The organism is Nonomuraea coxensis DSM 45129 (assembly GCF_019397265.1).
Taxonomy (GTDB): Bacteria; Actinomycetota; Actinomycetes; order Streptosporangiales; family Streptosporangiaceae; genus Nonomuraea; species Nonomuraea coxensis.
The window spans coordinates 4,519,659-4,544,577 of sequence record NZ_CP068985.1 but is presented as its reverse complement, the minus strand read 5'-3'; the positions used below and the strand labels follow the sequence as shown (position 1 = coordinate 4,544,577).

The window sequence follows — 24,919 nt, the reverse complement described above, 5'->3', positions numbered from 1 at the left end:
CCGTGACTTCAGCAGATGCGCGGGAGCTGCTCCCCCACCAGCATGTCGACGACCCTGCGCGAGCCCACGAGCGTACGCGTGGTGACCCGCCCAGGAGGGCCGGCGACCACGGTGCCGATCCGGACGGCGGCCACCCCCTCCGGCAGTGCCCGCATCGCGGCCAGCACCGCCTCGGCCCCGGCCGGGTCCACGAACGCCACCAGGCAGCCCTCGTTGGCCACGTGCAGCGGGTCCAGCCCCAGCAGGTCGCAGGCGGCGGCGACCTGGCCGGGCACGGGGATGGCCGGCTCGTCCAGCTCCACGCCCACGCCGGAGGCGGCGGCCAGCTCGTTCAGCGCGCCGGCCAGCCCGCCCCTGGTCGGATCGCGCAACGTGTGCACGCCGCGGCCGCCCGCCGTGATCATCGCCGTGGTCAGGCGATGCAGCGGCCGGCTGTCGGAGGCCAGCGCACTCTCGAACCCGAGCCCCTCCCTGGTGCTCAGGATGGTGATCCCGTGCAGTCCGATCGGGCCGGACAGCAGCACGGCGTCACCGGGACGGCCGTTGGCGGCGGCGACGTGCGCGCCGGGCAGCCGCACGCCGATCCCGGTGGTGGTGACGAACAGCCCGTCCGCCGCGCCCCTGCCGACGACCTTGGTGTCGCCGGTCACGACGCGCACGTCGCAGTCCCGGGCGGCCTCGGCGACGGAGGCGGTCACGCGGCGCAGCTCCTCCAGCGGCAGTCCCTCCTCCACGATGTAGGCCAGGCTCAGCGCGACCGGCGCCGCGCCCCGCATGGCCAGGTCGTTGACCGTGCCGTGCACGGCCAGCGACCCGATGTCGCCGCCGGGGAAGAAGCGGGGCGTGACCACGAAGCCGTCGGTGGACATCACGATCTCCGGCGAGCCGGTGGCGACGATCGCGGCGTCCTCCAGCGTGCCGGCGCCGAGGCGGGGGGTGAGGTCGGCGAGCAGCTCGGCCATGAGCTGACCGCCCGAGCCGTGGCCGAGCAGCACCCGCTCGTTCTCGGCGAGCGGGGCGGGGCAGGTGGCGGCGACCGGGTCGAAGCGCGTGGTCATGGCCTCTCCTGTCGGGTACGGCCGGCGTTGTGGAAGGCGGCGCACGTGCCCTCGGCGGACACCATCGGCGCGCCCAGAGGTCTGCGCGGCGTGCAGGCGTCGCCGTAGGCGGGGCAGTCGAGCGGGGTGCGGGTGCCGCGCAGGATCTCCCCCGCGATGCACGCGGGGTGCTCGTCCGCGCCGAGGTCACCGACGCCGAACCGCAGCGTCGCGTCGTGCCGGGCGAACTCCGGCGCCAGCACCAGCCCGCTGGCCGGGATCTCCCCGATGCCCCGCCACGTCTGGTCGCTCACCCGGAAGACCCGCCGCACGGCCTCCTGGGCGTGCGTGTTGCCGGTGCGGCGGACGGCCCGCGCGTACTGGTTCTCCACCTCGAACCGGCCCTCCTGCAGCTGGCGGACCGCCATGAGGATGCCTTCCAGCAGGTCGAGCGGCTCGAACCCGGTCACCACGATCGGCACCCGGTAGCGGGCGGCCAGCGGCTCGTACTCGGTCCAGCCCATCACCGCGCACACGTGCCCGGCCGCCAGGAAGGCGTCCACCGCGGCGACCTCCATGATCGCGGCCATGGCCGGCGGCACCAGGACCTGGCTGACCAGCACGCTGAAGTTGCCCAGGTGTTCCTCGGCCGCGCGCAGCACCGCCATCGCGTTGGCCGGCGCCGTGGTCTCGAAACCGACCGCGAAGAACACCACCTGCCGGTCCGGGTTCGTACGGGCCAGGCCGACCGCGTCCAGCGGCGAGTACACCACGCGGACGTCCGCGCCCCGCGCCTTGGCCGACAGCAGGTCGGCGCCGGAGCCGGGGACGCGCAGCATGTCGCCGAACGAGGTGAAGATGACCTCGGGGCGGGCCGCGATGGCCAGCGCCCGGTCGATGATGGCCAGCGGGGTCACGCACACGGGGCAGCCGGGCCCGTGCACCATGCGCACCGGGATCAGCTCGTCGATGCCCTGCCGGACGATGGTGTGCGTCTGCCCGCCGCACACCTCCATGATCGACCACGGCCGGGTGGCGGCGGCCCGGATCTCCCGTACGAGGCGGCGGGCGAGCACGGGATCGCGATACTCATCGAGATATCTCATCCAGCCCTCCCGGGATCGCCCGCAGCACCGCGAGCGTGCGCAGCGCCTCGTCCTCGTCCAGCACGGAGATCGCGAACCCGACGTGCACGATCACGTAGTCACCCGGCCCGGCCTCGGGGGTGTAGGACAGGCACGCCTCCCGGCGCAGCCCGTCGAAGTCCACGATGCCCGTCTCGCCGTCGCGGGCCACGATCCTTCCCGGTACGCCCAGGCACATCCCGACCAGCCTCCCTCGCCTTCTTCTGTTCGCGTGCGCCGCGCGCACCACTTCAGCCAGGCGTCGCGCCGGACGGCGGGCAGGCCGCCCAGCCCGAGCGCGGTGCCGGCTCCGGCGGAAGCAGCCGCCGAGCCATGACGGCCCCCCTTCCGCGGGGTGATTCGCCGTTTCCGTGTTCGTGCCAAGCACACCGCTCGCGCGGCTCGCGCAGCAGTGCCGTAGGGCCTGGCGCGCGGGGACCTTCGTCCCCCGGCCGCACAGGACCGCCTGCGGCGCCGCCGTACCGCAGCGGCATGCCCTCAGCCGCCACCCGGGACCCCGCGCGCACCCTGATCGGGTCGCGACCAGGGATCCGCGGCCACGCGCCGCCCGCGAGGAATGACGGGTCATCGGCGCGCCAGCCGCGCCGCCGCCACGGCCGCCTGACCGTAGCTGATGCCGGCGTCGTTGACCGGCACCCGCTCGCCGACGTACGGCTCGAAGCCCGCCGTCGTCAGCCTGGCCAGCACGTTGGTGGCCAGCAGCCGGTTCTGGAACACCCCGCCCGACAGGCACACCTGGGTCACGTCGTGCTCGGCCGCGGCACGCTCGCACAGCAGCACCGTGACGGCCGCGATCGTGGCGTGGAAGGCGGCGGCGATCCGGCCCACCGGCTCGCCGTCCGCCCTGGCCTCCAGCAGGTGGCGCAGGGTCGCCACCCCGTCGTACACCCACAACCCGTCGCGGCGCTCCAGCCGCCAGGCCAGCGGATCCACCCCGCGCACGGCGCCCGCCGCCTGTTCCAGCCGGGTGGCGGCCTCACCTTCGAAACCGTTCACCTCGCACAGGCCCAGCAGCGCGGCGGCGGCGTCGAACAGGCGGCCGGCGCTGGACGCGGCCGGGCAGTTCACGCCTCGCGCGATCATGCGGGCGATGACCTCCTCCCCGGGCAGTCCGCCGGGCGCGGGTCCGGTGCTGATCTCGCCGCCGAGCAGGTAACCGAGGGCCATGCGGGCGGGCCTGCGCACGGCCGCCTCGCCGCCGGGCAAGGGAGCACGGGAGAAGCGGGCCAGCCGCCGGTAGCCGCGGTAGGAGGCGAGCAGCAGCTCGCCGCCCCAGAACGTGCCGTCGTCGCCCAGGCCGAGCCCGTCGTAGGCCACGCCGAGGAAGGGCGGCTGCAGCCGGTGCTCGGCGGCGACGGCCGCGACGTGGGCGTGGTGATGCTGGACGGGGACGCGGCTCGCCCAGCGCCGAGCCAGGCGGGTCGACAGGTAGCCGGGGTGCAGGTCGTGCGCGGCGTGCAGTGGCTCGATGTCCTGAAGACGGCTCAGGTGCTCCAGCGACTCGTCGTAGGCCTCCAGCGTCTCGGCGTCGGACAGGTCGCCGATGTGCGGCCCGAGCACCGCCCGTTCGCCGTCGGCGAGGGTGAAGGTGCTCTTCAGCTGGGCCCCCACGGCCACCAGGGGCGGCGCCGCGGCGGGCAGGCGCAGCAGCGCGGGGGCGAGCCCGCGTCCGCGCCTGATCGTGATCGAGCCGCGGCCGAACGAGCGGATCACCGAGTCGTCGTGGCGGGCCACGATGGGCCGGTCGTGGGTGAGGACGCCGTCCACGGCGAGATCGGGGATCTCGCCGGTCGGCATGGGGCTGTCGGCATGGTTCGCGCTGGTCACCACCAGAGGGCGGCGCAGCGCGTCCAGCAGCAGGTGGTGCAGGGGCGTGTACGGCAGGAACACCCCGATGTCCGGCATGCCGTCGCATACTCCGGGGCAGATTCCGGACAGCGGCGACGCGCCGTGCCGTCGCGGCGCCAGCACGATGGGCGCCGGCGGGCCGGTGAGCAGGGCGCGGTCACCGTCGGTGAGGTCGGCCAGCGTTCCAGCCATCGCCGTGTCCCGCACCATGACCGCCAGCGGCTTGCCGTCGCGGCCCTTCATCACGCGCACCCGGGACACGGCCTCACCGTCGGCGGCGTCGCAGACCAGGTGGAAGCCGCCCAGCCCCTTGACGGCGACGACGCCACCGGCCGCGATGGCGTCCACGGCGGCCCGCAGCGCGGCCTCACCCGTCATGGACTGCCAGCGCAGCCGGGGGCCGCAGGCGGCGCAGGCGATCGGCTCGGCGTGGAAACGCCGGTCCGACGGGTCCCGGTACTCGGCGGCGCAGGCCGGGCACATCGCGAAGCCGCGCATCGACGTGCGCGCCCGGTCGTAGGGCAGGCTCTCGATGATGGTGGCCCGCGGGCCGCACGCCGTGCAGTTGATGAACGGGTAGCGGTGGCGGCGGTCGGCCGGGTCGAACAGCTCGCGCAGGCAGTCGTCGCAGGTGGCCAGGTCCGGCGGGATCTCGCCGCCGGTCGCCGGCAGGAGGTCGCTGCCCGCGATCACGAAGCCGGGCGCCTGCCGCACCGGCCGCATCGGCTCGACGCGCACGTCCCGGACACGGGCCGCGCTGGGCGGCCGGGAACGCAGGCCGGAGACGAACGCCTCCAGCGCGGCCGGCGGGCCGGTGGCGGAGATGACCACGTGCCCGCCGGCGTTCCTGACCTCTCCCCGGATCCCGATGGCCGTCGCCAGCCGGTACACGAACGGCCGGAAGCCGACGCCCTGCACGATGCCGCGCACCTCGATCCGCCATGCCGTGTCCACGACGGTGCTCCTACATCAACGACGGGACGACGACGACGAGGTCGCCGGCGGAGGGAACCACCTCGCCCACCACGCCCTGCCGCACCTGGCCGATCTCTTTCAGCAGAAGATCGTCCTCCGAGACCACGCCCGTCGCGCGGAGGCCGGCGTCGGTCACGGTGACCGCGCCCACCGTGAACCGCTCCATCGCGGCCACGACGCCGGCGAACGAGGCGTCCGCCGGCACCGCGACAGCCGCCCGTCCCATGACGTCCTGGACTTCGATCGACATGACGCCCACCCACTTCCGCCTCTCACGCTCCCGCGCCACGAACCGGCGAGGTCAGCGGCGAACGTCCCCGATCGCCGGACCAAAGGTCCTTACGGCTCACGCAGCACCTCGCCGGGGCGCCTGCCCACAGGGCTGGGCGCGCAGACCCTCCGGGGACGCCCCGGCGATCAGCACCGCGCCGACATGACCGGCTCGTTCCTCACTTGAGTGCCGGCGTCCTCGCCGGGGTGAACGCGTGCCGCACGGTGGCCATCAGCCACAGCGCGATGGTGGTGTAGAACAGCACAGCCAGAGCGAACTCCCCGGCCGTGATCAGCGCGATCACACCCGACAGGAGCGCGACGACGCCCAGCGTTCCGGCGACCCCCCGGTACAGGCCTCCGCGCTGGAACGTCTCCGGCGCCGCGCCGAGCATGCAGCCGCCCACCACGCCCAGCAGCAGGATCGTCCCGGTGGTGCCGCGAACGCTGTCGACGATCGGGAGGTCAGCTCCCTGGGTGAAGGCGACGTAGACGGCGACGTTGACGCCGGCGGCCACTGTCGCGAGGGCGTCCTTCCAGGTCAGTCTCATCGTGCCACCTCCTTTCACTTCGAGCGTCCGCGCGGGCGGCGCGCGCCGCCAGTGCCATTGGTCCCCCGGACGACGGCGTTCGCCGGTGCCGCAAGCCCTTGCAAGCAGTCACCACGGGCTCATCGAAGAAGCGGAAGAGGGCAGTCCGTGCGCCCCGAGAGACCGATGCCAGCACCGTCGCGCTGAACCCGCCGCCCAGGCCCATGCGGCCGCCACTGGATGCCGTACCGGCCGTTCCCTCCTCACCGGGCAGCCGGCCGTAGAGGTCGCAGGTGCAGGTCGACGTTTGGCCACCGCTGGGAGAAGGTGGTCTTCTTGCCTAGAACCCGCCCCTCCCCGGCGGAGACCGGGACCGAAGAAGAGGGAGGCGCGGCCCACCAGGCATTCGACGCCTCCGATCGGAACGGGGCAGCGCTTCGGCGTAGCGGAACCATGTCCTGGTTCAATCATGCGAGGCCGAGTCCGAGGACGGAAGGCAGACGACACCGTCAGCGGGCAGCCGGTCCTTTGACCTGGCCCGGGGTGCCCGGGATCGGCCTTGTCCGCCCGGGCCTCCAGCCGCTACGCCACGGCTTCACCTCCGCTCCGCCGGCGCACGAAAATCGAAGTACCGATGATCTTCTTCTGGCAAAATATGGTCATGACTCGGCGCGGAAGTGGTGCACGCCTGCATAGCAACCTGGCTTCACCAGTTCCTCACCGGCGTGAAGGGGCGACGTGTCCGGCTCACCCGGGAATCGTGCCCGGTACGCGTCGTCCACATGCCGGCTGCTGTCCAGCGGACGCAGGCCGGACACATCGCCTGGGGAAACCGAACGTACGAAGCTGAAAGGAGATGGGGAGCGGGCTTTTACGGCACGTCCCCCTGACCATCAATGGCAAGATTCGTGTTGCACATGGTGTTCAAGAACGAGCCGGAGCGCCTGGAGGTGCGCCCAGCTCATCGTGAACATCTCCAGGCGCTCCTTCAAAAGGGCCAGCTGATCACGGCTGGGCCGTGGGCGGATGACACGGGCGCCTTGCACATCTATGAGGTCGCGGACGAGGCGGAACTCCGTGAAATCCTGAGCCGTGACCCGTACACGGCGGTGGACGCGTACGACATCGCAGTGCTGCGGGAATGGACGCCAATCTTGCCCTGACGATGGCCGTCAGGAAATGATGATCGTGATCGGCTCCCCGAATCTGTCGCTCCAGCGCGTCCAGTTGTTCGGGTGTACGAGCGTCGATGAGAAAGGTGACAGCCCGGTCATCGGACTCGCTCTCACAGCAGGGATGAGCCGGTAGCGCTGATCCGGGTCGCGGCCCAAGTCGTCCATGCGGTGCTCCACCACCCACACATGCAGCTCGCCCGGGTCGCACCCACCGCCATCAACCTCCAACCGCGCCGCCGCGCCCCTGCGGTCCGGGCTTCGGCAACCGGCCCGATCTGCGCCGGCAGCTCACGAATCTCGCCGACCAAGGCAGCTCGCGTGGCGAGCCGGGCTCCGGTCGGTCGCTCAGCGCGGCCCTGCCGGCTCCCCGCATCCTCGATGCCGGCGTCCTGGCGGAGATCGCGCGAGGCGACGCCGACCTCATCGGCCTCGTCCTGGACTACGGCCGGACCGGCCAGCCCCTGGTCATCTCGGCGCTGACGACCGTGGGCGCGCTGCCGCCCGGCCTGACCGCGTACGAGGGGTGCCACCGGAATACGGCAGAAACGGGCCGCGGGGAACTGCGAACAGACAGATCAGCCGCTACGTCACAGCTTCATCTCTGCCCTGCCGGGCGTACAAAAGATCGAGGTGGGAAAGCGGATACAAACTGGACTGTCAATTCGACACCCCTGCGGCAAAGGATGCTCTCATGACATCAATCCTCCGCAGACTCCTCGCCGTCGGCGCCGCCCCGGCCACAGTCGCACCGGCCATCCCCGCAGCACCCGTCTTAGCGATCAATACAGTCCCGTGCAATCAAAGCGAATACACGAAGGTGAATTGGCACAACACCAACATCCACGGGGGCACCGGTTACCACGTCACGTGTTTCGCCAATGGCGGGGAATACGACTTCACAGGCTGGCACATCGGCGACACGCAATGGCTTGACCAAATCTCGACCGGCAACAACCGTGTCCAGTGGTACGGAGACGGAAGATGGCAGCCCGAGGGCGGGATCGACAAGCGGGCGGGCTCTGGGCGGAGGCCGTGCCGAACCGAGCCGATCTAAAGCCCGCCCGACCGCGCGCATAAACGTACCGGGCGGATTTCTCGGTCCCTCATCCTTCAGCAGGAAGACCCACAGCAACGCAAACAGCCTGCGGCATTCCAACAGCCTGCGCTCCTCAGCGGAGTCGAGTTCGAAACACACCTCGCTCTCCCCATGCACCCAGCACGACACGTGCTCGGCCATCTCCGCGACCTCGGTCGCCCGATCGCTGCGCCCCGACTCCTCGAAATCGACAATCCTGACGCGCATCCCGTCCCACAGGAAGTTCGCCGTGTTGCCATCACTGGCCCCGAACACCGGCCGAACCCCACGCTCGCCCGGCTCCCACCCGGACAGCCACCGCGCGCCCTCTCTGACGGCCTGGTCTGCGAGCTCGTTCTTCGGCTGCCATCGCCCGGCCCACGTAAGCAATTGATCCCTGATCCGCTCCACCGGCCACAATCGTTGCGGTACCCGGTCGAGTGCCTGCCGGGGCACGGCGCTATGCAGCAGGTCCACCGCCTCCACCAGTTCCTTCTCCGGTACGGCAGGCAGCAGGAAGAGCGGCGTGCCCTCGATGCGCGACATCACCACCAGATCGGTCCCGTACTCCACGGGTGAAGGCGCGAGCCCAGGCGCGTGCTTCGCAAGCAGCTGCAGCGCCCGCCATTCCCGTTCGGCCCCGCCAGGCTTGCCGTCGATGAAGCGTTTGCGCACCAGGTCGCCGTCGATCTGCACATCGTGGGTCTGCATGAGTGGATATTGAACCAGCCATGGGCCATGTCGCGGTCTGGGCCGCGTGCCGCCGTGGCTGACGGCCTCGTGAGCGTGGCGGTGTTCCGTAAGGGGATCCCCCACCGGAACACCCGCCAGCCGAGACGGCACCCCAGGTCGAAGTGTTCCGCATAGGTGTTCCGCGTACTGTTCCGGCGAAGGCCCCCTATCCGGAACGCTTGAGCGCGTGAACGGAACCCGCGCCGGCTACGCCCGCCGCTCGACCGACGAGGACCGCGGCTTCTCCGGCACCACCCGCCGCAACCGCGCCGGCCTCGACCAGGCCCTCGCCGCCGTGTGGGACGGCAGCGTCTTCACCGTGACCAAGTTCGACCGCTTCGCCCGCAACATGGCCGAGGCCAACCAGATCCTCACCGACCTGTCCGGACGCGGCGTTCTGTTCGGCCTGGGCGCATCCGTCTACGACTGGAACGACCCGTTCGGACGGCTTTTCCTGCAGACCCTCGCCATGGTCGCCGAGTTCGAGGCCAACCTCGGGCACATGCCCACCCGCGAAGGCATGGCCCTGGCCAAAAAGAACGGCAAGCTCAAAGGCAAGCCACCCAAACTGCCCGAACCCGCCCGACGCTCCATCCGCCGACGCTACGCCGAGGGCGAGGTGTCCCTGGCCGACCTGGCCACCGAGTACAGCGTCGGACGCTCCACCATCCATCGGATCATCCACGGGCCAGAAACCCCCAGGTAGAGCGATCACGCCGAAGCCGGACGTCACACGTCCATCAAGATCATTTTCACTCGCCGATCACCTGCGTACCACTGGTGATGAAACCGTCCGCCAGGCCCTCGCCTCCGGGCAGACCATCCGCCGCGGCCACGGCTACTCGGTCCGCATCACGGCCCCGCTCACACTCCACCGCGTCGCGCTGGAACAGAGCGCCGCCCTCGCCGAGGCCGACCCGACCGAGCGCAAGGCGCACCGCGTGTACGCCGCCCGTGTCACAGCCGTTCAGGCCACCCCACTGCATCCCTCATGAGCTGCGAAAAACCCTTCAGCGAGACGCATTTGAACGGAAAGCCACGGCAAGCCGCTCAACGCTGCCCTGCTGACGGGACTTTTCGTTCGGATGCTCGTCGTGCTCCGTCAACACCGCCGACCCAGCCGGCGGTGTGTACGTCGTCGCCGTCGATACCGACGCCGGCCAGCTTGACAAGATCGCCTGGGTCCGGTGCGCCTCCTGCTGGGAACCCCTCAACGACGGACCGCGCCAGCATGGCGCGCCCGCCCACCGGGCGGCGGTCGAGATCGCCGACGACGCGAACTGGAAGGACGTTCCCTGGGAGGCGGCTGACCCGTGGGTGGTCCGGGAAGATCAGATGGGCCGCTCCTGACGCATCGTCCTCCAGCACGACCTGGCTCGGGGCAAGGTGCAGCGGGTCGGCATGTGGGAGTACATCACGGGGATTACCGACGCCGAACGCGAGCGGCTGCGTGCCGAGCGAATCGCCGCCGGCGAAGCGTACGACAGCGACTGGTGGAGCGAGAGCGACTGAACCCCGACGTGGCCTAGACCTCCTCTAGCTACGGCGAGCCGCCACCCTGACCAGTGCTGCAGGCCGTGAGCAGGTCGGCGCTTCAACCCGGCTGGCTGGTGGGGTGTGCCGGCTGGGTGGCTGCCAGGCTGGCCAGGAGCTTGAGCCGCTCTTCGGAGGTGCTGCCTGGTTCGGCGGTGTAGATGGTGAGGCCGTACACCGTCCGGCTGGACACGGGCAGGTCGAGGGACTGGTAGGTCAGCTCCAGGTCGCCGACCTGCGGGTGCCACAGCCGCTTGCTGCCAGCGTGGCGGATGCGCACGTCGTGGGCGGCCCACTGGCTGCGGAACGCGGTGCTGAGCGTGGACAGCTCGCCGACGAGGTCGCGTAGCGCCCGGTCGTGGAGCTCGCGTCCGGCCTCGGCGCGCAGCAGCGCGGCGCTGACGGCGGTGGCCGCGTCCCAGTCGACGAAGAACTGCTGGGAGCCTGGGTCGAGGAAGACGTAGCGGGCGAGGTTGGCGCGGCCGTGCTGGGCGGTGGCAGGGCTGTCGAAGACCGGCGCGAGCAGGGCCCGGGCCAGCGCGTTGTGGGCGACCATGTCCTGGCGGCCGTTGCGCACGAACGCCGCCGACATCGTCATCGAGTCCAGCAGCCACTGGACCTGCGGCGGGACCTGGACGTCCTTGCGGCGCGAAGGCGCCCGACCGGCGGGCCGGGCGGCGTGGGCCAGATCGAACAGGTAGGTGCGTTCGTCCTGATCCAGGCGCAGGGCCTGGGCCACCGCGTCGAGCACCTCTTCCGATACGCCGCTGATGTGGCCCTTCTCCAGCCGCGTGTACCACTCGGTGCTCACACCGGCCAGCACCGCGACCTCCTCGCGGCGCAGCCCGGGGACCCGGCGCCGGCCGCTGGTGGGCAGCCCGACCTGCTCCGGGGTCAGCTTCGCTCGCCGGGTGGCGAGGAAATCCCGGATCTGGGCACGGTGGTCGGGCCGGTCGTCCATGCCCCCACGGTAACCGCAGGGTTCGCGCAGGCGCTGGCCGTAAGGGGGTTGAACTTATCCCCCCATAAACGCGCTCTGCCTCGCGCCAAGCCAGGCGGGTTTCCTGGGATCAGCAAATCGAACGCGACCTGCGACACGGAGATGGACCCTGTCCGACCAGCTCTTGTAGCGGTGATCGGCCCGCCCATCACCGTCGAAGCCCTCCTGTGATGCACCCACCAGGACCTCCAGCACCCGGGAGTATGACCATGACCGGCAAGACCGTACTGATCACCGGCGCGACCAGCGGCATCGGCGCCCACACCGCACGATTGCTCCTCGAGCGCGGCCACCGCGTGGCCGTCACCGGCCGAGACGAGAGCAAACTCAAGTCCTTCCTCGACGAGACCGGCCACCCCGACCGGCTGCTCGGCATCATCGCCGACGCCGCCGACTGGCCGGCCACCCAAGCCGCCGTGACCCGCACCGTGTCACACTTCGGCGCCCTGCATGCCGCGGTGGCCAACGCCGGCTTCATCCCCGCCGACCACCCCCGCACCATCGCCGACGGCGACCCGGAACTGTGGGTGCCCATGGTCCTCACCAACGTCCTCGGCCCCGCCCTGCTGGCCAACGCCGCCCTGCCCCACCTCGAGACCACGGGCGGACGCCTGGTGCTCATCGGCAGCGTCGCCGGCCTGAAGAACAGCCCCGCCAACCTCTACTCCGCCACCAAGTGGGCCATCACCGGCATGGCCGAGAACCTGCGGATGTACGCCACCAGCCGCGGCATCGGCGTCACCCTCGTCAACCCCGGCATGACCGACACCGCCTTCTGGCAAGGCGGTGCCCCGCCCTTCGCCCTGTCCCCCGAGCCCGTCGCCGAGGCCATCTGCTTCGCCCTCGGCCAGCCGTCCGACGTCGACCTCAACACCCTGACCATCCGGCCGATCGGCCAGCCTGCCTGAGGCAGATCTGACACTCTGTGGTGTCGCAGCCGGTCGTGAGCCGTGGTGTTCCTATGGGAAGCGAGACAGCCACCCGGCAGGTGGCCAGAGACCTCCTGGCCAAGTCCGCGCGGATAGTCCGGCTCCATGCCCGCCCATACGGCAAAAGCGTGAGCGGCCCGTGCCCGCGATGTGTCACCGAGCACGAGATCGGCGATCGTGCCAGCCGCCCTATTGATAATGCCCTACCGCACTACTCAACCACCGAACAAGGGAACATGTATGAACCAGACACTCAAGCGGACGTTGCAGGTCACTCTGGCGTCCGTCGCGGTGACGGCCTCACTTACCGTCGCCCTCCCGACGGCCGCGTACGCGATCAATGAGGTCCCGTGCGCCGGCCGGACCGACCTCGTGCGCGCCACAATCCACGCAACTGGCGACGCGTCAGCCGACTACTGTTACGCCAACGCCGGAACGGATATGTACGTCCAGGATGTCTGGTGGGTCATCCGGATCTCGACCGGTAACAACCGCGTCCAGTGGTACGGGGACGGAAGGTGGCAGCCGGCTCAGCCGATCCCGAAGTGGACCGTGTTCACCTGGCCGAACCATCCCGGTGGGGTCCGCATCCAGGGCATCAGGATCCTCTGAACTGCCGGCGATATCGGGGCGGCGGTCCTGCCCGATCGCCGCTCCGGCCGGCAAGACCCCGGGGCACAGCCCCGGGAAAGCCCATCCTCCACGCCCAGCTCGGCCTCGCTCGGCCCGGCTCCGGATCGCGACGAAATCACTTCACGAAAGGTGGTCGGGCTTTCCGAGCGCCTCGATCCGGCCGACGACAGCCTGCCGGCGTGGGGTGAGCGCCTGGCGCGACCACCTGGCCGCCGCCGGCAACCGCGGCCGCGACGCGCGCCAGGCGCTGGCCGACTACCTGGAGGCGGAGCGGCCCGGCGACGCCGCCGCCAGCACTTCGGCGCCCGCGCTGCTGCTGTCGGCCTCCTCCATCGCCGCCGCCCGCCCCGACGGCCGCCTCTCGGCGCGCTCGATCAACACCGTCGTCGCCGAGATCGGGCGCTTGCACGACGCCCAGACCCCCGACCCCGACCGCAAGCTCGGCGCCCTGCGCCCGCACGACGCCCGCCACACCTTCGCCTTCCAGCTCTCCCAAGCCAGCGGCCACAACCGCGCCGAGCTCGAACGCCGCCTCGGCCACGCCAACGACCGCTACTTGCGGCTGTATACCAACCCGCCCGAGGACATCGCCGCCGGCTATATCGAGGATCTCTGACCCGGTACCCTCGCACGAGGCCGCGCACTACGGTGCTGGCATGGTGATGACGCCGCCAGCCGCATCAGAGCCGAAGCGATCACGCACGCCACCGCCACGCCCAGCAAGCGTGAGTTCTCCCGCTCGTCAACCTTGTGGTATGCGTTTGCGATCGCCGCGGGGGAGGACTATCCGACGCTCGGGGAGGTCCGCTACGCGATCTGCGAGCCCTGCGGCATCGGCCTGCTGAGAAAGATCGACTTTTCGTCGGATTGGCGGTTCTGCGGGCTTGGCACTTGTGCCCGAGGCTGTCCACCATCGCGAGCATGCTCGCTCCCTGGGCGTTCCGGACGAGGCGATCCTGGTCGAACCCGCCGCAACCAACACCGGCGAGAACCTCACCTCACGCGGGAACTGCTGGCCGGTCAGGGGATTACCCCGCGTTCGATCATGCGAGTAATCGTCAAGAGTTGTGGATCGGTTAAAGCAGGATTCTCAGGGCTGGTCTGTTCCGTCGGTGGCGACGAGCTCGACCTCGAACCCGTCCGTGTCCTCTAGATAGGCGGCGTAATGCTGTTCGCCACCGGCGTGCGGGTGCCGATCGGGGAACATCAGGGTCCAGCCATGTGCAGGCGCCTGCTCGGCCAGAGCGTCGACCATGGCGCGGCTTTCCACATGGAAGGCCAGGTGGTTCAATCCAGGACGGCAACGGTCGTGCCGGTCGGCGCTGAGCGCGGGTGACTGCTCCAGGACCAGATAGGTGGCCCCCAGCCGCCAGCTGCGCCCATCGCTCCAGTCCTGGAAGAGGGCGTAGCCGAGCGCCTGCAGTAGCCACTGCCAGCTGACGACAGCGCGCTGGAGGTCAGGTACCCATATCTCGACGTGGTGCAGTGTTCCGGTGGTGACCTTGTTGTTCATGCTGCGACCCCTTCTGGACGCTCGACGAGTTGGCCGTTGATGAAGGTCGCGCAGGCGCGGACCAAGGCGACGAGATGGGGAGCGTTGACCGCGCGCCAGCGTGCCTGGGCCGACTCGATCAGCTTGAACGCCATCGCCAGCCCGGCCGCCCGCGATCCCGGCCCTTTGGTGACCTTGGTGCGGTGCCGGACCGTGGCGAACGTCGACTCGATCGGGTTGGTCGTGCGCAGGTGGACCCAGTGCTCCGCAGGATAGTCGTAGAACGCCCTTACCAGCAGCGCCGGGCCTACGCCACGTGCCGGAAGATTCGGCCTGAGGTAGAGGTGATCTGCAGTTTTCTCCCCTTGGCCATCGACGACTACGTGGCCTCGATCGGGGACCCCGATCGCGTCGTGAACATGTTGGTTGGTGACACCCAGGCTCGTGGAGCGCGGCTACACCGAGCGCCTGATCGCATAGCCCCGCACACCGCGAAAGGGCCTCCAGGAACAGCTGATCTCCTGGAGGCCCTTTCGTGTGTTCCAAGTCAATAGGTGTGGTCGCCTGCCTGGCCGGCAGCAGCCGCGCTGCGCGCCGCCCGCCGCCTCGGACCATGTGGCTTCAGCCTTTGTAACCGACGGCGGCGTCGCTGCCGCGGCCGCCGTTGCGCCGTGCCCGGTAGATGTCGCCATCGGGGACGAGGAAGGAGCCATCCGCGGCCTGCTCATCGATCGCCGGGACGTGGCCGTCGAGCCTGAGGTAGTACCAGGCGTGAGCGGAGCCCTTGGCGGTGCACCGGGAGCCCGGGACGCGAATGCGCGTTACCTTCCGGACACAGACCACGACCCGGGGAACGACACCGACCTCGACCATCACGAATCGGCTCCGGCCGCCCTGCGCGGGTGCCCGGAAACGATGGATGTAGTCGTCACGTGGCGTCGGTGAGGCATCCGTGATCTTCTCGCCCACTCCGGGGACCCGGGCGAGGCCGCCCAGAAGGTAGTAGCGCAACACGAACCCGGGCAGCGCATCGTCACACGGGCGGTACCGCACCCGAATCTCGGTCTTGCGATCGGCGCACACCTCTACGTACGCCGTCGCATCCAGTTCCTCGTGCTCGCCCTCCGGCGTCGCCACCGAAGGAGCCGCCGTCGAAGAGGCCGGTGCGGCCGACGGCCGGACGTGATCCACGTCCTGCGTGCACGCCGAGATCAGCGGTGCCAACGCCAGGGCAAGACCGGCCAGAACCCGGGACGACGACACTGGTCCAAGGTGAAGGGCGCCGTCCTCACCCGTCAAGGGGTGCTGGTAGGAATCGTGTCCCACGGCCCAAACGAGCGGCTTCGCCACAGGGTCGCGCCCCAGAACCGCCAAGCTCTACGGCGAGATTGCCACAGCGCCCTCGCCACGCAGAGCGTTGCTATCGACGCCACCGTCATCACCGCCGCCTCCGACAAGCACGGCGCGGCGGTCACGTTCAAGAAGACCTACGGCTTTCACCCGCTGGCCTGCTGGTGCGCCAACACCCAGGAAGCGCTGGCGATGCTGCTGCGGCCCGGGAACGCGGGCAGCAACACCGTGGCCGACCACCTGCGGGTGCTCACCGACACGCTGGCCCAGATCCCGAACTCCTGCCGGCCAAGATCCTCGTGCGCGTCGACGGCGCGGGGGCCACTCACGACCTGCTGGTTCATCTGGAAGGACTGAACACCGCCCGCCGTACGGTGCGCCTACCTGGTCGGCTGAATGATCACCGACTCGATGCGCAGGCGATCGCCCGGCTGCCCGCCACCGCCTGGACCGACTCCCTCGACCAGGACGGCGACCTGCAGCCCGGCTACCACGTGGCCGAACTCACCGGCCTCAACCAGCGGACCGGCTGGCCCGCGGGCATGCGACGCTGGTGCGCCGGGTTCACCCCTCGGCCCGCCACCGCAAGAACCTGGCCGCCTTCGAGATGCGGACCGGCTGGAAGTACTCCATCGTCGTCACGAACATCGGCCGCATGTGGGGCATCGCCGGCTCCCACCACCCGCAATGGCTGGACGCCCTGGCCCGCACCCACGCCGTCGTCGAGGACCGCGTCCGCGCCGGCAAGGCGATGGGCCTGCGTAACCTGCCCAGCAAGAACTGGACCGTCAACGCCGGCTGGATGCTGGCCGCCAACCTCGGCCACGACCTGGACGGCTGGCTACGTCTGCTGACCTTCCACGACCAGCCCGGGCTGGAACACGCCGAACCCGACGCCATGGCTACCGGCTCTACCACCTGCCCGCCCGGCCGGCCGCCCACGCCCGCCGCCGCCATCTGCGCATCGAACGGACCTGGCCCTGGGCTCAAGCGTTCGTGCTGGCCTGGCGGCGCCTGACCGACCTGCCCGCTCTCGCCTGAGAGCCGGACCCGACCACAAAGATCCAGGAAGGAGCCTCATCCGGGCCCGTGGAACCCGGCGCCCCCGCAGCGTCATGCGACGGCCCGCCGCAACTGCCTCGGGGACATCACGGGCAAACCCGCGAAGCCACTCACGCAACCCGACCGGCTGAAGAATCGAGGCCAACGGAGGCTGTCAGCAAGATCGCTATCTGAACGGCATTGGCCAGCCATCCCGCCGCACGGGGAGGAAATGGGCTCAGTACGGCGGGGGCGTCGCCCCTCTACTGCGGTTGACGACCTCAGCGGCGAGAGCCCAGACGAATCCTTCATAGAAGGGAATCCGGGAAACGCCGTCCGCCTCGCTCCAGCAGTCCGCCCCGCCGCCACACCGGCTGGAACCACCGCACAGCCGCCCCGGATCCTTGCTCCCGCCAGCACCTTGACCGGAAGCTCACGCCCGAGCTCCGCCGCACGCCCAAGCGGCACGACACCGGACGCCACCGTCCGGACCGCACCTCCACGACCTCGACCGGAGACGCCCACTGCGCCGCCCCGTGCCCCCGAACCGGCGAGACCTGCCGCCCGGCCCACCTCGACCGCTACGCAGCAGGTGCCACCACGCGCGTCCCCTGCCACGAGCCGCGGCCACATCCCGCCCGGCAAACCAGACAACCGCCGGCGACCGTCCCGCCCCGCCCCTGCCTGCCGTGAAGCCAGGTTGACGTGTGCGTCGGGAACGTGGACAGATGCCGTCCCCGCCTCACGCGAGGTAACGCAGCCACAGGTACGGCGCCACCAGGACGACGGTGACCGCCGTGACGATCAGGCCGTACTTGGTGAAGTGCCAGAAGCTGATCGGGGTGCCGTTGCGGGCGGCGATGCCGAGCACGACGACGTTGGCCGCGGCGCCGACCGCGGTGGCGTTGCCGCCCAGGTCGGCGCCGAAGGCGAGCGCCCACCACAACACATGCCGGCCCTCGTTGGCCTGGACCACCTGCTCCACGATGGGGCTCATGGTGGCCACGTAGGGGATGTTGTCGACGATCGCCGACAGCATCGCCGAGCCGGCGAGCAGCCCCATCGTGGTCACTTCCGGTTGCCCGGCGGTGGCCGCGACGGCGCTCTTCGACAGCGTGCCGATGACGCCGGTCTCCACCAGTGCGCCGACCATGACGAACAGCCCGGCGAAGAACACCAGCGTGGGCCACTCCACCTCGGCGATGGCCTGCTCGGTACGGATCTTCGTCACCGCGACCAGCGCCCCGGCGCCGAGCAGCGCGACGATCGAGGGCTCGTAGTGCAGCACCGGGTGCAGCACGAACGCCGCCATGACCAGCGCCAGCACCGCCAGCGACTGCCACAGCAGCCTCCGGTCGGCGATGGCCTCACGCTCGTCCAGCACCATGATCGCCTCGGCGCGTTCGGGGTCGTAGCGTAAGACGCGAGCGAACATCAGCCGGCACAGGCCGACGAACACGACCATCAGCACGATCACCATCGGCGCCATGTGGATGAGGAAGTCGTTGAAGCTCAAGCCCGCCCGGCTGGCGATGATGATGTTCGGCGGGTCGCCGACCAGGGTGGCCGCGCCGCCGATGTTGGAGGCCAGGGCCTCGGCGATGAGGAACGGCGCGGCCGGCAGCGCCAGCCGCTCGCACACCAGGAACGTCACCGGCGCGATGAGCAGCACCGTGGTCACGTTGTCGAGCAGCGCCGAGGCGACCGCGGTGATGACCACCAGCAGCACCATGAGCCGGAAGGGCCGGCCGCGGGCGCGTTTGGCCGCCCAGATCGCCAGGAACTCGAAAACCCCGGTCTCCTTCAGCACCCCGACGATGATCATCATGCCGAGGAGCAGGAAGATGACGTTCCAGTCGATGCCCGTGTGTTCGGAGAAGAACGCCGCCTCGGCGCCGGTGGCGTGGATCAGCAGCATGATCCCCGCCCCGCCGAGCGCGGCCGCGACCCGGTGGACCTTCTCGGTGGCGATCAGCGCGTAGGCCGTCACGAACACCGCCACGCTCGCCCAGGAGAGCACGCTCACGCCGCGAGCACCCGGTCCAGCAGCGCCTGCAGGGTCACCGCTCCGATCAGCCGTTGATCGTCGGTGACGACGGCGACCAGGGGGCTGCGGGTGCGGGCCATCAGCGCGGCCAGTTCCAGCACGGTGGCATCGGGGTCGGTGAGCGGGAGTTCGCGTGGCCGCTGCGGCAACGCCTCGCGCACCGTACGACCGTCGAGTCCGTCCAGGAAGGTGTCGGCGTGCGCCTCGTCCACCACCCGGGCCAGGGCCGGGTCGTCCAGGCAGTAGGTGGGCACGGCAAGCCGCAGCACCTCGGTTCCGGGCAGGATGGTGAACGGTGTGCGGTCGTCGTCGACGACGATGAGACCGGGCAGATCATGATCGGCCAGCATCCGGGCCGCGTCGATGACAGGAGAGTCGAGGCCAACCGTGGGGAAATCGGCAAGCAGGTCTCGGGCGCGCACGAGCACATCCTTCTGGGTCAGTCGGAAAGGACCTGCCGACCAGACTTCCCGGCGCACCTGGGGACAACGTATCAAGAACTGCCGTGATGAGGAGTCGTCGAGTTCCCCCATCAGTTCCTCCCGAGGGGACCGTCGCCTTCAGGCGGCGGTGGAGTCGGGAGCAGGAGGGCGGAGATCGCAAGGTGAATGAGACAACTCGACCATCGGAAACAGTGCGCGGCGTATCCCGAGAAGTTCGGTTCGGAGAAGGAGCCACCCTGTGATCAGCGTGATATCGGCCGTGATTGCGGTGTTAGGCGCGGTGGTTACGGCCGTACTGAGCTATCGGCTGCAGACCCAGGCGAAGTCCCGCGAGCGCCTGGACTATATGAGCCGGTACCGCGACGCCATGCTGTGGGCAGCCTTCGATCTTCAGAGCAGGCTCTACAACATTCTCCACGGCTATGAAACCGACCGCCGCCAGGGACACAGGGGGTTCACGACCGCATTTCTGCTGGAGGGTACCGAGCGGCAGGCGCTCTACGTGAAGAGAAGCACCGCCTTCCTGTTCGCCGAGTATCTGGGATGGGTCGAGATCTTCCGCCGGGATCTTCAGTTTCTCGACCTGGGGAAGAACGCGGCGAACCAGCAGATCATGTTCGCTCTCACCAAGATCAGCAGAACTCTCGGAGAGGCGAACATCCCAGATACAGAGTGCTTCATGATCTTCCGCTCGGATCAGAGGGCGCTCGGCGAGCTCATGATCGAACCCGACGGCAAACCCGGAGACCGCAGATGCATCGGTTACGCCACCTTCTGCGCCAAGCTCGCTGCCGACGAGGCGTTCTCCGAGTGGGGGCAGGTACTCCTCGATCACGTTGAACTGGCAGCCCGTCAGCCCTACATGGCGCAAGGCCGCTTGACCAGGCTCCAGAACCAACTGATCGACCTGATCGACCTCCTGGACCCAGAGGGACACCGCTTCCCCTCCACCCAGCGCTCACGCTTCGCCCCCGCCGACGGAGCCGGCGATCCCAACTGAAGATCACCATCTACAGCCGACGCATTCGGACAGTTCCGATATCCGACGGCGCCGTTGGCCTCGGACGAGGAGATCGCCGCGTGGGACGACCTTGGCCGCGCGGTCCCTGAACACGTCATTGCCCAACTCGATCAGCACCTGCACCTGATGGGCACTAGCTCGTAGCAGGCAGCCAGGGCTTGCCCCGTTTCACGGTGCCACGCCGATCAAGGTCCCACCTCGGTCGGCGTGATCGCTTCAGACTCCGCTCGTGGCTGGACAGGTTCGTGTACGCGAGATCGATGACGATGAGGGAACCGGCTCCTGCACATCATCCGGCGTGGCAGCGGGTCGGTGGTGACCTGGCGGCGGGCGCCGATGGTGCTGCTGCCGGCCCAGGGCATGTCTGTACGAAGGCGCGCCGGCCGGTCTCGGGATGACGGTCCGCCTTGGCGGACCGTCGTGGGTGACAAGGCGTATGACCCGGCGCCCGCGGATCTCCACGCTCGGCGGCATTCCTATCGGAGCGCGACGAGACGTGCGCCGGGGAACGAGCTATGCACCGTCATTGCCATCGCGCAGTGAATGGATCATGCTCCGCAGGATCCGGAACGCGTCGGCCCTCTCGGTCTCGGTCATGCCGGCCAGCATTCTGACCTCGACGGACCGGACCGCTACGGTCGCCTTCTTGAGGCTCCGGCGGCCGCGAGGCGTGAGCCGCGTGGGAAGAACCTTCCCGACGGGTGCCTCCGCAGGCCTGGTCACGTAGCCGTCCCGTTCCAGGGCCTGGAGCAGCACGTTCATCGTCTGCCGGGTCACGAACGCGCCCCGCGCGAGCTCGGAGTTCGACAAGCCCGGTCGTTGAGCCAGCAGTTCGAGGCAGGAGTAGTGCGTCACGCTCATCCCGAGCGGCCGCAGCACCTCCTCCATGGCTGCACGGAGGGCGCTCGACGCCTCTTTCAGCAGGTAGCCCAGTGACGTCTCCAGGTCGACGCCGACACCGTTTTGACTCATGTCAGCATTCTGACATAGATTCGCCTGTGTCAGAAAACTGACACAGAGAGAAGGAGCATCATCATGCCCGTCACCGGCCCCGACTTCATCTCGCTCCAAGCGCGCGACCTCCACGCTTCGCAGGCGTTCTACGAGCAGTACCTCGGCCTCGTCCGCTCGCAGAGCGGACCTCCGCACGCCGTCGTCTTCGAGACGAGGCCGATCGCGTTCGCACTCCGCGACATCGTTCCCGGCACCGATCTCGCATCCGCTGCTCAACCCGGCATCGGTGCCGCGATCTGGCTCCACGCCACAGACGTCCAGGCCATTCACGATGCTCTGGTCGCCGACGGCCACACCATCGTCTCCGCACCGATCGACGGCCCCTTCGGTCGGACATTCACCTTCGCCGACCCCGACGGCTACCAGATCACTCTCCACGATCGCGCCTGACAGGCCGAACACGCCCGGACGATCATCGGCCGTGCGGGTCGGAGGGATCGCCGCGGACACCGTGACCAGGCGCCTTGCTCACGAGGTGTTCGGGTGGCGTCCCACGACGCCGCTGGTCACGATCCGCCGTTACCGGGGCGGCGGCTGCGGGCGCGTGTGGCGCCAGGACACCACCCGTGCCGCCGAGCCACGAGCGAAGCCCTCGCACCGCGGGCTGCGGTGGGCACTTGAGGCAATCGTGGTCCAGCACCGGGCCGGCGCCGCTGCTGGACATAGTCGAGGGCCGCTCCAAGCAGGCGTTCAAGACCTGGCTGGCCGCACGGCCCAAGGCTCGGCGCGACGGGGTCGAAGTCGTTGCGATGGACGGACGGATTTACCGGCGGCAAGACCGCCACCGCCGAAGAGCTTCCCGACGCGGTCGCGGTGACGGATCTCCTTCCACGTCGTACAACTGGCCGGTGAGGCGCTCCACCGGGCACGGCGGCCCCTGCAGAACCGGCGCCGACCTGCTCACCGACAAGCAGAAGGGCCGCCTCGCCGACCTGTTCGACGCCGGCGCACGTCGAAGTCGAGACGGCCTGGGGGTCTACCAGCGGATGATCGCCGCCTGCCGCGAGCCTGACCGCAAGCTCGGCAAGGAGTTGACGGAGAAGCTGATCGACTCCCTCGGCGCGGCGTCCCGGCTGCCCTCACCAAGCTCGTCGCGCTCAGCCGGACGCTGAAGAAGCACCAAAGCGATCAACGGACGACCCGAACATCCACGCGGCTCCGCTCTCGGCTCCCGCAACCTCACCAGCTACACCGCTATGCCCCTGCTCAAGACCGGCGGCTTCAGGCCGCGACCACACCCTCGCCGGCGAAGAGCCCTTTTGCTCCAAATTGGGCTTAGAAGTCGCTTCAGGCACTATGTGAAGGGAAAGAATGTAAAGCAGCGACTGCCGCCACCCCCTCCCCCGCCGGCTCAATCATTCGGCCCACGATAACGAGGTGATGAGATCATGCTGGAAGTCGAACTCGACATTTTTTCCGGAATGCCGAATCCTACGTGGACCCTCACCTACGAGGAGGAGGGTGAGCTGACAGAACGCATTCAGGCCGCCCCGGAGCAGGTTTCGCCGCTAAATCCGAGCGGGCAGACCTTCGGTCTCGGTTATCGCGGGTTCATCGTGCGTCTGATCAAGGACGACAACGGCCCCTGGAGTCGATATCAGTCGACCAGGGAAACTCCGTTTCCCCATGAGTTTCGGGTAGGAAATGTGCCCACAGATGCGGGGTCATCTGTCGCTCAGTGGCTGCTCGAAACGTCTGCTGGGCGGGCGGGGGTGGACGACGAGCTGCTGTCATCCGCCTCGCGGGGGGTAAATCTCATTCCGCCGCCACCTGAGGATATGCCGCCTCAGTCCGGAGGTTCCCGGGCGAGCAAGCAGGAGCAATCATTCGAGGGTATACGCGGAGTTTGGCTAGACCCTTGCCCGGACGCCAATTCCCTGTATTGGGACAACTATGCCACGTTCAACGCCCCAGGCGTCGTGGAGAAGAATAACTGCTACTGCTTCGCCGCTAATCATATCGCAAACCGTCGCTATGCCCTGCCCGGGCTCAGAGGAGGGGCGCCGGCCCAGAGTATGTCAGTCGGACAGATAGCATCGGGGTTGGATGCTGACGGCTGGAGGGAGACCTGCCAGCAACCAGACGGGTTGACTATTGCAGCAGCGATTTGGCCCGGTTACGACTACCACTTGTACCGCTTGGTAACAAATGGGGACGAGTGGCTTTGGGCACACAAGCCGGGCGGGACTCCGGTTATCCATGAGGACAGCTCCGGCCGGACGTTGAAGAGAACTCAGACAGGACCCTACACAGATATTTGGATACATCCAGAAGATTGTGATAGGGGTGAATACTCAGTATTCGTCGGTTTTTACTATCAAGCAAACGCCACAGCAAAGGTCAAGTAGCTGCCTCTGGTCGCCGGGGCCAAGGCTGGGCACGAGCACGTCGTCCAGCCGGCCCGGGTCAGGGACGTTGAGTTCGAGTTTGTTCCGCAGGCGTACCCGCACCCCAAACCGCGGCGGCCAGTCCGCACCGGCCGGCCAGCCGCATTGCCGGGGCCGGCCCGCCGTAGGCGATCATGTGCTCATCGTCGAAGATCGCGCCGGTCGTGACCACGTCGTGGAAGAGTTGCACGTACGGGGTGTCCTTCCGACCGGGCTGCTGGAAGCGTCGAGAACTAGCTGTCGTCCGGCGTGGCCCCTGGAAGGTCACCGCCATCGCGTCACTGGTGACGTGGCCGGCTGCCGCGATCGCAAGGGCGTCACCTCACCCTTGGTGAGAATGGTCATGCCAGAAGCAGTCTGGGGAGCTTGGAGTACGTCGCCGGCGTCCTTGCCCGCGAGGGCGAAGCAGCTGGGATGCCGCCAACGCCTGTGGCCGCCTGCCTGACGAACCGCAGGCGATGGGACATCAGGTCAGCGAATGCTGGTGGTCACGGTGGAGGGCGCCGGCGCCTTGACCGACACCTTGCCGCCCCACCCGGTATAGCGGGTGTCCACGGTGCTGGTGTAGGGGGTGCCGTCCTCTGTCAGCGTGTAGCTGGATGTCACCCGGGTGACCAGGCCCGCCGAGGACAGGGTGAGCTTGTAGGAGATCTTCACGCCGTCGTGCTCGTTGCCGAGCTTGGCGGCCGAGACCCAGGTCGAGACCGCCTTGAGTTCCTTGAGAGTGATCGAGCCGGAGACGGTGCCGCCCTTGGTCGTGCCGTTCTTGAGCAGCCGGGCCAGAGTCTTCGTCTCGGCCGGGTTGATGAACTGCGACCACGAGTCGGGCATGCCGCGGTTCTTCTCCTTGTACCAGGTCTTGCCCTCGGGCAGCAGGCCGCCGATCACGCCGCCGGAGTAGTAACCGGTCTTGCCGATGCCGATGACACGTTGCTGTTCGTCGCCGTCCTTCAGGGTGATGTCGAAGGCGGCGACGCCCTTCTTGCCGAACTGGAAGACGCCCTTGAGGTCGCGGGCGCCCCGCTGGTCAGTGCCGTCCATCCAGGTGACGCTGCCGGTGTACCGCACGCCGTGCCCGGGCACGATCGTCGCGTTCAGGACTTTGACCGGGTCCTTGGGCGCCGCGTGCGCGGGCAGCGCGGGCACGGTCAGCGCGGCGATGGCCGCGATGGCGAGGAGTGCTTGCTTCATGGCAGGTGATCATGCCCGACAGCGGCGACAACCTGGGGCCCCTGATCATCC

At 69.0% G+C, this 24,919-nt stretch carries 27 protein-coding genes and 2 pseudogenes; 12 read left to right on the top strand and 17 right to left on the bottom strand.

Features of this window, described 5'->3' with window-relative positions; translation table 11 throughout:
- Positions 1-8 precede the first annotated feature (8 nt).
- The 6 genes from hypE to Nocox_RS21190 form a co-directional block, all read right to left on the bottom strand.
- Positions 9-1,058, bottom strand: a complete 1,050-nt coding sequence (gene hypE, locus Nocox_RS21215; RefSeq protein ID WP_020543150.1) for a hydrogenase expression/formation protein HypE — start codon at positions 1,056-1,058, stop codon at positions 9-11.
- The gene (gene hypD / locus Nocox_RS21210) at positions 1,055-2,143 is read right to left on the bottom strand and encodes a hydrogenase formation protein HypD (RefSeq protein WP_026214330.1); all 1,089 of its coding nucleotides are present in this window, start codon (positions 2,141-2,143) and stop codon (positions 1,055-1,057) included. The genes hypE and hypD overlap by 4 nt, the downstream gene beginning before the upstream one ends.
- Entirely contained in the window at positions 2,127-2,360 is a 234-nt protein-coding gene (locus Nocox_RS21205) for a HypC/HybG/HupF family hydrogenase formation chaperone (protein WP_026214331.1), read from the bottom strand. The genes hypD and Nocox_RS21205 overlap by 17 nt, the downstream gene beginning before the upstream one ends.
- A 386-nt stretch (positions 2,361-2,746) precedes the next feature.
- Positions 2,747-4,984 carry a carbamoyltransferase HypF gene (gene hypF / locus Nocox_RS21200; RefSeq protein WP_020543153.1) on the bottom strand — a complete coding sequence of 746 codons (2,238 nt, stop codon included), beginning with the start codon at positions 4,982-4,984 and terminating at the stop codon, positions 2,747-2,749.
- A gap of 10 nt (positions 4,985-4,994) precedes the next feature.
- On the bottom strand, positions 4,995-5,255 hold the full coding sequence (locus Nocox_RS21195; RefSeq protein ID WP_157383043.1) for a CBS domain-containing protein: 261 nt from the start codon (positions 5,253-5,255) through the stop codon (positions 4,995-4,997).
- Positions 5,256-5,454: 199 nt separating this feature from the next.
- Positions 5,455-5,826, bottom strand: a complete 372-nt coding sequence (locus Nocox_RS21190) for a hypothetical protein (RefSeq protein WP_020543155.1) — start codon at positions 5,824-5,826, stop codon at positions 5,455-5,457.
- A gap of 896 nt (positions 5,827-6,722) precedes the next feature.
- On the opposite strand from Nocox_RS21190, the gene Nocox_RS21185 reads away from it, so the two are divergent.
- A complete protein-coding gene (locus Nocox_RS21185) occupies positions 6,723-6,968 on the top strand; it encodes a YciI family protein (protein WP_211212650.1) in 246 nt (81 codons plus the stop codon).
- 784 nt (positions 6,969-7,752) lie between these two features.
- Here the strand turns inward: Nocox_RS21185 and Nocox_RS21180 are convergent.
- Entirely contained in the window at positions 7,753-8,766 is a 1,014-nt protein-coding gene (locus tag Nocox_RS21180; RefSeq protein ID WP_020543159.1) for a phosphotransferase family protein, read from the bottom strand.
- A 208-nt stretch (positions 8,767-8,974) separates the two neighbouring features.
- On the opposite strand from Nocox_RS21180, the gene Nocox_RS21175 reads away from it, so the two are divergent.
- Positions 8,975-9,493: a recombinase family protein gene (locus tag Nocox_RS21175; protein WP_020543160.1), complete on the top strand. Its 519-nt coding sequence runs from the start codon at positions 8,975-8,977 to the stop codon at positions 9,491-9,493.
- Between the two features lie 46 nt (positions 9,494-9,539).
- Here the strand turns inward: Nocox_RS21175 and Nocox_RS21170 are convergent, their stop codons facing one another.
- Complete coding sequence (locus tag Nocox_RS21170; RefSeq protein WP_020543161.1) at positions 9,540-9,773, bottom strand: hypothetical protein; 234 nt, start codon at positions 9,771-9,773, stop codon at positions 9,540-9,542.
- 142 nt (positions 9,774-9,915) lie between these two features.
- Between Nocox_RS21170 and Nocox_RS21165 the strand changes: the two genes are divergently transcribed.
- On the top strand, positions 9,916-10,137 hold the full coding sequence (locus Nocox_RS21165) for a hypothetical protein (RefSeq protein ID WP_020543162.1): 222 nt from the start codon (positions 9,916-9,918) through the stop codon (positions 10,135-10,137).
- Between the two features lie 244 nt (positions 10,138-10,381).
- On the opposite strand, the gene Nocox_RS21160 is transcribed toward Nocox_RS21165, so the two are convergent.
- Positions 10,382-11,281: a helix-turn-helix transcriptional regulator gene (locus tag Nocox_RS21160; protein ID WP_020543164.1), complete on the bottom strand. Its 900-nt coding sequence runs from the start codon at positions 11,279-11,281 to the stop codon at positions 10,382-10,384.
- Between the two features lie 248 nt (positions 11,282-11,529).
- Between Nocox_RS21160 and Nocox_RS21155 the strand changes: the two genes are divergently transcribed.
- The 3 genes from Nocox_RS21155 to Nocox_RS21145 all read left to right on the top strand — a co-directional run bounded on the left by Nocox_RS21155 (position 11,530) and on the right by Nocox_RS21145 (position 13,498).
- Positions 11,530-12,228 (top strand): SDR family oxidoreductase, encoded by a 699-nt coding sequence (locus tag Nocox_RS21155; RefSeq protein WP_026214332.1) that lies wholly within the window; start codon positions 11,530-11,532, stop codon positions 12,226-12,228.
- 261 nt (positions 12,229-12,489) lie between these two features.
- A complete protein-coding gene (locus Nocox_RS21150) occupies positions 12,490-12,861 on the top strand; it encodes a beta/gamma crystallin domain-containing protein (RefSeq protein ID WP_020543166.1) in 372 nt (123 codons plus the stop codon).
- A gap of 205 nt (positions 12,862-13,066) precedes the next feature.
- Entirely contained in the window at positions 13,067-13,498 is a 432-nt protein-coding gene (locus tag Nocox_RS21145; RefSeq protein WP_020543167.1) for a tyrosine-type recombinase/integrase, read from the top strand.
- Between the two features lie 474 nt (positions 13,499-13,972).
- On the opposite strand, the gene Nocox_RS21135 is transcribed toward Nocox_RS21145, so the two are convergent.
- The 3 genes and pseudogenes from Nocox_RS21135 to Nocox_RS21125 form a co-directional block, all read right to left on the bottom strand.
- A complete protein-coding gene (locus Nocox_RS21135) occupies positions 13,973-14,395 on the bottom strand; it encodes a VOC family protein (protein WP_020543168.1) in 423 nt (140 codons plus the stop codon).
- Positions 14,392-14,658: pseudogene (locus tag Nocox_RS21130) on the bottom strand (IS256 family transposase); the annotation flags it as partial. The pseudogene Nocox_RS21130 and the gene Nocox_RS21135, both read right to left, overlap by 4 nt.
- A 337-nt stretch (positions 14,659-14,995) precedes the next feature.
- Entirely contained in the window at positions 14,996-15,637 is a 642-nt protein-coding gene (locus tag Nocox_RS21125; protein WP_020543170.1) for a hypothetical protein, read from the bottom strand.
- Positions 15,638-15,691: 54 nt separating this feature from the next.
- Here Nocox_RS21125 and Nocox_RS43150 point away from each other — a divergent pair, with 54 nt between their 5' ends.
- Both Nocox_RS43150 and Nocox_RS43145 read left to right on the top strand, forming a co-directional pair.
- Positions 15,692-16,081: a transposase gene (locus Nocox_RS43150; protein WP_246649824.1), complete on the top strand. Its 390-nt coding sequence runs from the start codon at positions 15,692-15,694 to the stop codon at positions 16,079-16,081.
- Between the two features lie 196 nt (positions 16,082-16,277).
- On the top strand, positions 16,278-16,742 hold the full coding sequence (locus Nocox_RS43145) for a hypothetical protein (protein ID WP_026214334.1): 465 nt from the start codon (positions 16,278-16,280) through the stop codon (positions 16,740-16,742).
- Positions 16,743-17,507: 765 nt separating this feature from the next.
- On the opposite strand, the gene Nocox_RS21115 is transcribed toward Nocox_RS43145, so the two are convergent.
- Both Nocox_RS21115 and Nocox_RS21110 read right to left on the bottom strand, forming a co-directional pair.
- Positions 17,508-18,791 (bottom strand): ArsB/NhaD family transporter, encoded by a 1,284-nt coding sequence (locus Nocox_RS21115; RefSeq protein WP_020543172.1) that lies wholly within the window; start codon positions 18,789-18,791, stop codon positions 17,508-17,510.
- Entirely contained in the window at positions 18,788-19,345 is a 558-nt protein-coding gene (locus tag Nocox_RS21110) for a CBS domain-containing protein (protein ID WP_246649823.1), read from the bottom strand. The genes Nocox_RS21115 and Nocox_RS21110 overlap by 4 nt, the downstream gene beginning before the upstream one ends.
- 148 nt (positions 19,346-19,493) lie before the next feature.
- Between Nocox_RS21110 and Nocox_RS21105 the strand changes: the two genes are divergently transcribed.
- Positions 19,494-20,255 carry a hypothetical protein gene (locus tag Nocox_RS21105; protein ID WP_020543174.1) on the top strand — a complete coding sequence of 254 codons (762 nt, stop codon included), beginning with the start codon at positions 19,494-19,496 and terminating at the stop codon, positions 20,253-20,255.
- Positions 20,256-20,789: 534 nt separating this feature from the next.
- Here the strand turns inward: Nocox_RS21105 and Nocox_RS21100 are convergent.
- A complete protein-coding gene (locus Nocox_RS21100; protein WP_020543176.1) occupies positions 20,790-21,248 on the bottom strand; it encodes a MarR family winged helix-turn-helix transcriptional regulator in 459 nt (152 codons plus the stop codon).
- Between the two features lie 63 nt (positions 21,249-21,311).
- Here Nocox_RS21100 and Nocox_RS21095 point away from each other — a divergent pair, with 63 nt between their 5' ends.
- The 3 genes and pseudogenes from Nocox_RS21095 to Nocox_RS21085 all read left to right on the top strand — a co-directional run bounded on the left by Nocox_RS21095 (position 21,312) and on the right by Nocox_RS21085 (position 23,638).
- Positions 21,312-21,680, top strand: coding sequence for a VOC family protein (locus Nocox_RS21095; RefSeq protein WP_020543177.1), 369 nt, complete (start codon positions 21,312-21,314; stop codon positions 21,678-21,680).
- Between the two features lie 26 nt (positions 21,681-21,706).
- Positions 21,707-22,663 (top strand): annotated as a pseudogene (locus Nocox_RS43140) (transposase); the annotation flags it as partial.
- Positions 22,664-22,678: 15 nt separating this feature from the next.
- Complete coding sequence (locus Nocox_RS21085) at positions 22,679-23,638, top strand: hypothetical protein (RefSeq protein ID WP_084685655.1); 960 nt, start codon at positions 22,679-22,681, stop codon at positions 23,636-23,638.
- A 58-nt stretch (positions 23,639-23,696) separates the two neighbouring features.
- On the opposite strand, the gene Nocox_RS21080 is transcribed toward Nocox_RS21085, so the two are convergent.
- Both Nocox_RS21080 and Nocox_RS21075 read right to left on the bottom strand, forming a co-directional pair.
- Entirely contained in the window at positions 23,697-23,867 is a 171-nt protein-coding gene (locus tag Nocox_RS21080) for a hypothetical protein (protein WP_157383044.1), read from the bottom strand.
- A 281-nt stretch (positions 23,868-24,148) separates the two neighbouring features.
- Positions 24,149-24,868: a hypothetical protein gene (locus tag Nocox_RS21075; protein ID WP_020543178.1), complete on the bottom strand. Its 720-nt coding sequence runs from the start codon at positions 24,866-24,868 to the stop codon at positions 24,149-24,151.
- Positions 24,869-24,919 lie beyond the last annotated feature (51 nt).

What these genes read in the sequence shown, in the direction of transcription:
- Nocox_RS21190 (WP_020543155.1), bottom strand. Translation starts at nt 5,826, where the DNA reads ATGAGACTGACCTGGAAGGACGCCCTCGCGACAGTGGCCGCCGGCGTC.
- Nocox_RS21085 (WP_084685655.1), top strand. Translation starts at nt 22,679, where the DNA reads ATGCTGGAAGTCGAACTCGACATTTTTTCCGGAATGCCGAATCCTACG.
- Nocox_RS21110 (WP_246649823.1), bottom strand. Translation starts at nt 19,345, where the DNA reads ATGGGGGAACTCGACGACTCCTCATCACGGCAGTTCTTGATACGTTGT.
- Nocox_RS21195 (WP_157383043.1), bottom strand. Translation starts at nt 5,255, where the DNA reads ATGTCGATCGAAGTCCAGGACGTCATGGGACGGGCGGCTGTCGCGGTG.
- hypE (WP_020543150.1), bottom strand. Translation starts at nt 1,058, where the DNA reads ATGACCACGCGCTTCGACCCGGTCGCCGCCACCTGCCCCGCCCCGCTC.
- Nocox_RS21135 (WP_020543168.1), bottom strand. Translation starts at nt 14,395, where the DNA reads ATGAACAACAAGGTCACCACCGGAACACTGCACCACGTCGAGATATGG.
- Nocox_RS21180 (WP_020543159.1), bottom strand. Translation starts at nt 8,766, where the DNA reads ATGCAGACCCACGATGTGCAGATCGACGGCGACCTGGTGCGCAAACGC.
- Nocox_RS21075 (WP_020543178.1), bottom strand. Translation starts at nt 24,868, where the DNA reads ATGAAGCAAGCACTCCTCGCCATCGCGGCCATCGCCGCGCTGACCGTG.
- Nocox_RS21150 (WP_020543166.1), top strand. Translation starts at nt 12,490, where the DNA reads ATGAACCAGACACTCAAGCGGACGTTGCAGGTCACTCTGGCGTCCGTC.
- Nocox_RS21155 (WP_026214332.1), top strand. Translation starts at nt 11,530, where the DNA reads ATGACCGGCAAGACCGTACTGATCACCGGCGCGACCAGCGGCATCGGC.
- hypD (WP_026214330.1), bottom strand. Translation starts at nt 2,143, where the DNA reads ATGAGATATCTCGATGAGTATCGCGATCCCGTGCTCGCCCGCCGCCTC.
- Nocox_RS21205 (WP_026214331.1), bottom strand. Translation starts at nt 2,360, where the DNA reads ATGTGCCTGGGCGTACCGGGAAGGATCGTGGCCCGCGACGGCGAGACG.
- Nocox_RS21185 (WP_211212650.1), top strand. Translation starts at nt 6,723, where the DNA reads ATGGTGTTCAAGAACGAGCCGGAGCGCCTGGAGGTGCGCCCAGCTCAT.
- Nocox_RS21160 (WP_020543164.1), bottom strand. Translation starts at nt 11,281, where the DNA reads ATGGACGACCGGCCCGACCACCGTGCCCAGATCCGGGATTTCCTCGCC.
- Nocox_RS21095 (WP_020543177.1), top strand. Translation starts at nt 21,312, where the DNA reads ATGCCCGTCACCGGCCCCGACTTCATCTCGCTCCAAGCGCGCGACCTC.
- Nocox_RS21170 (WP_020543161.1), bottom strand. Translation starts at nt 9,773, where the DNA reads ATGCAGTGGGGTGGCCTGAACGGCTGTGACACGGGCGGCGTACACGCG.
- Nocox_RS21100 (WP_020543176.1), bottom strand. Translation starts at nt 21,248, where the DNA reads ATGAGTCAAAACGGTGTCGGCGTCGACCTGGAGACGTCACTGGGCTAC.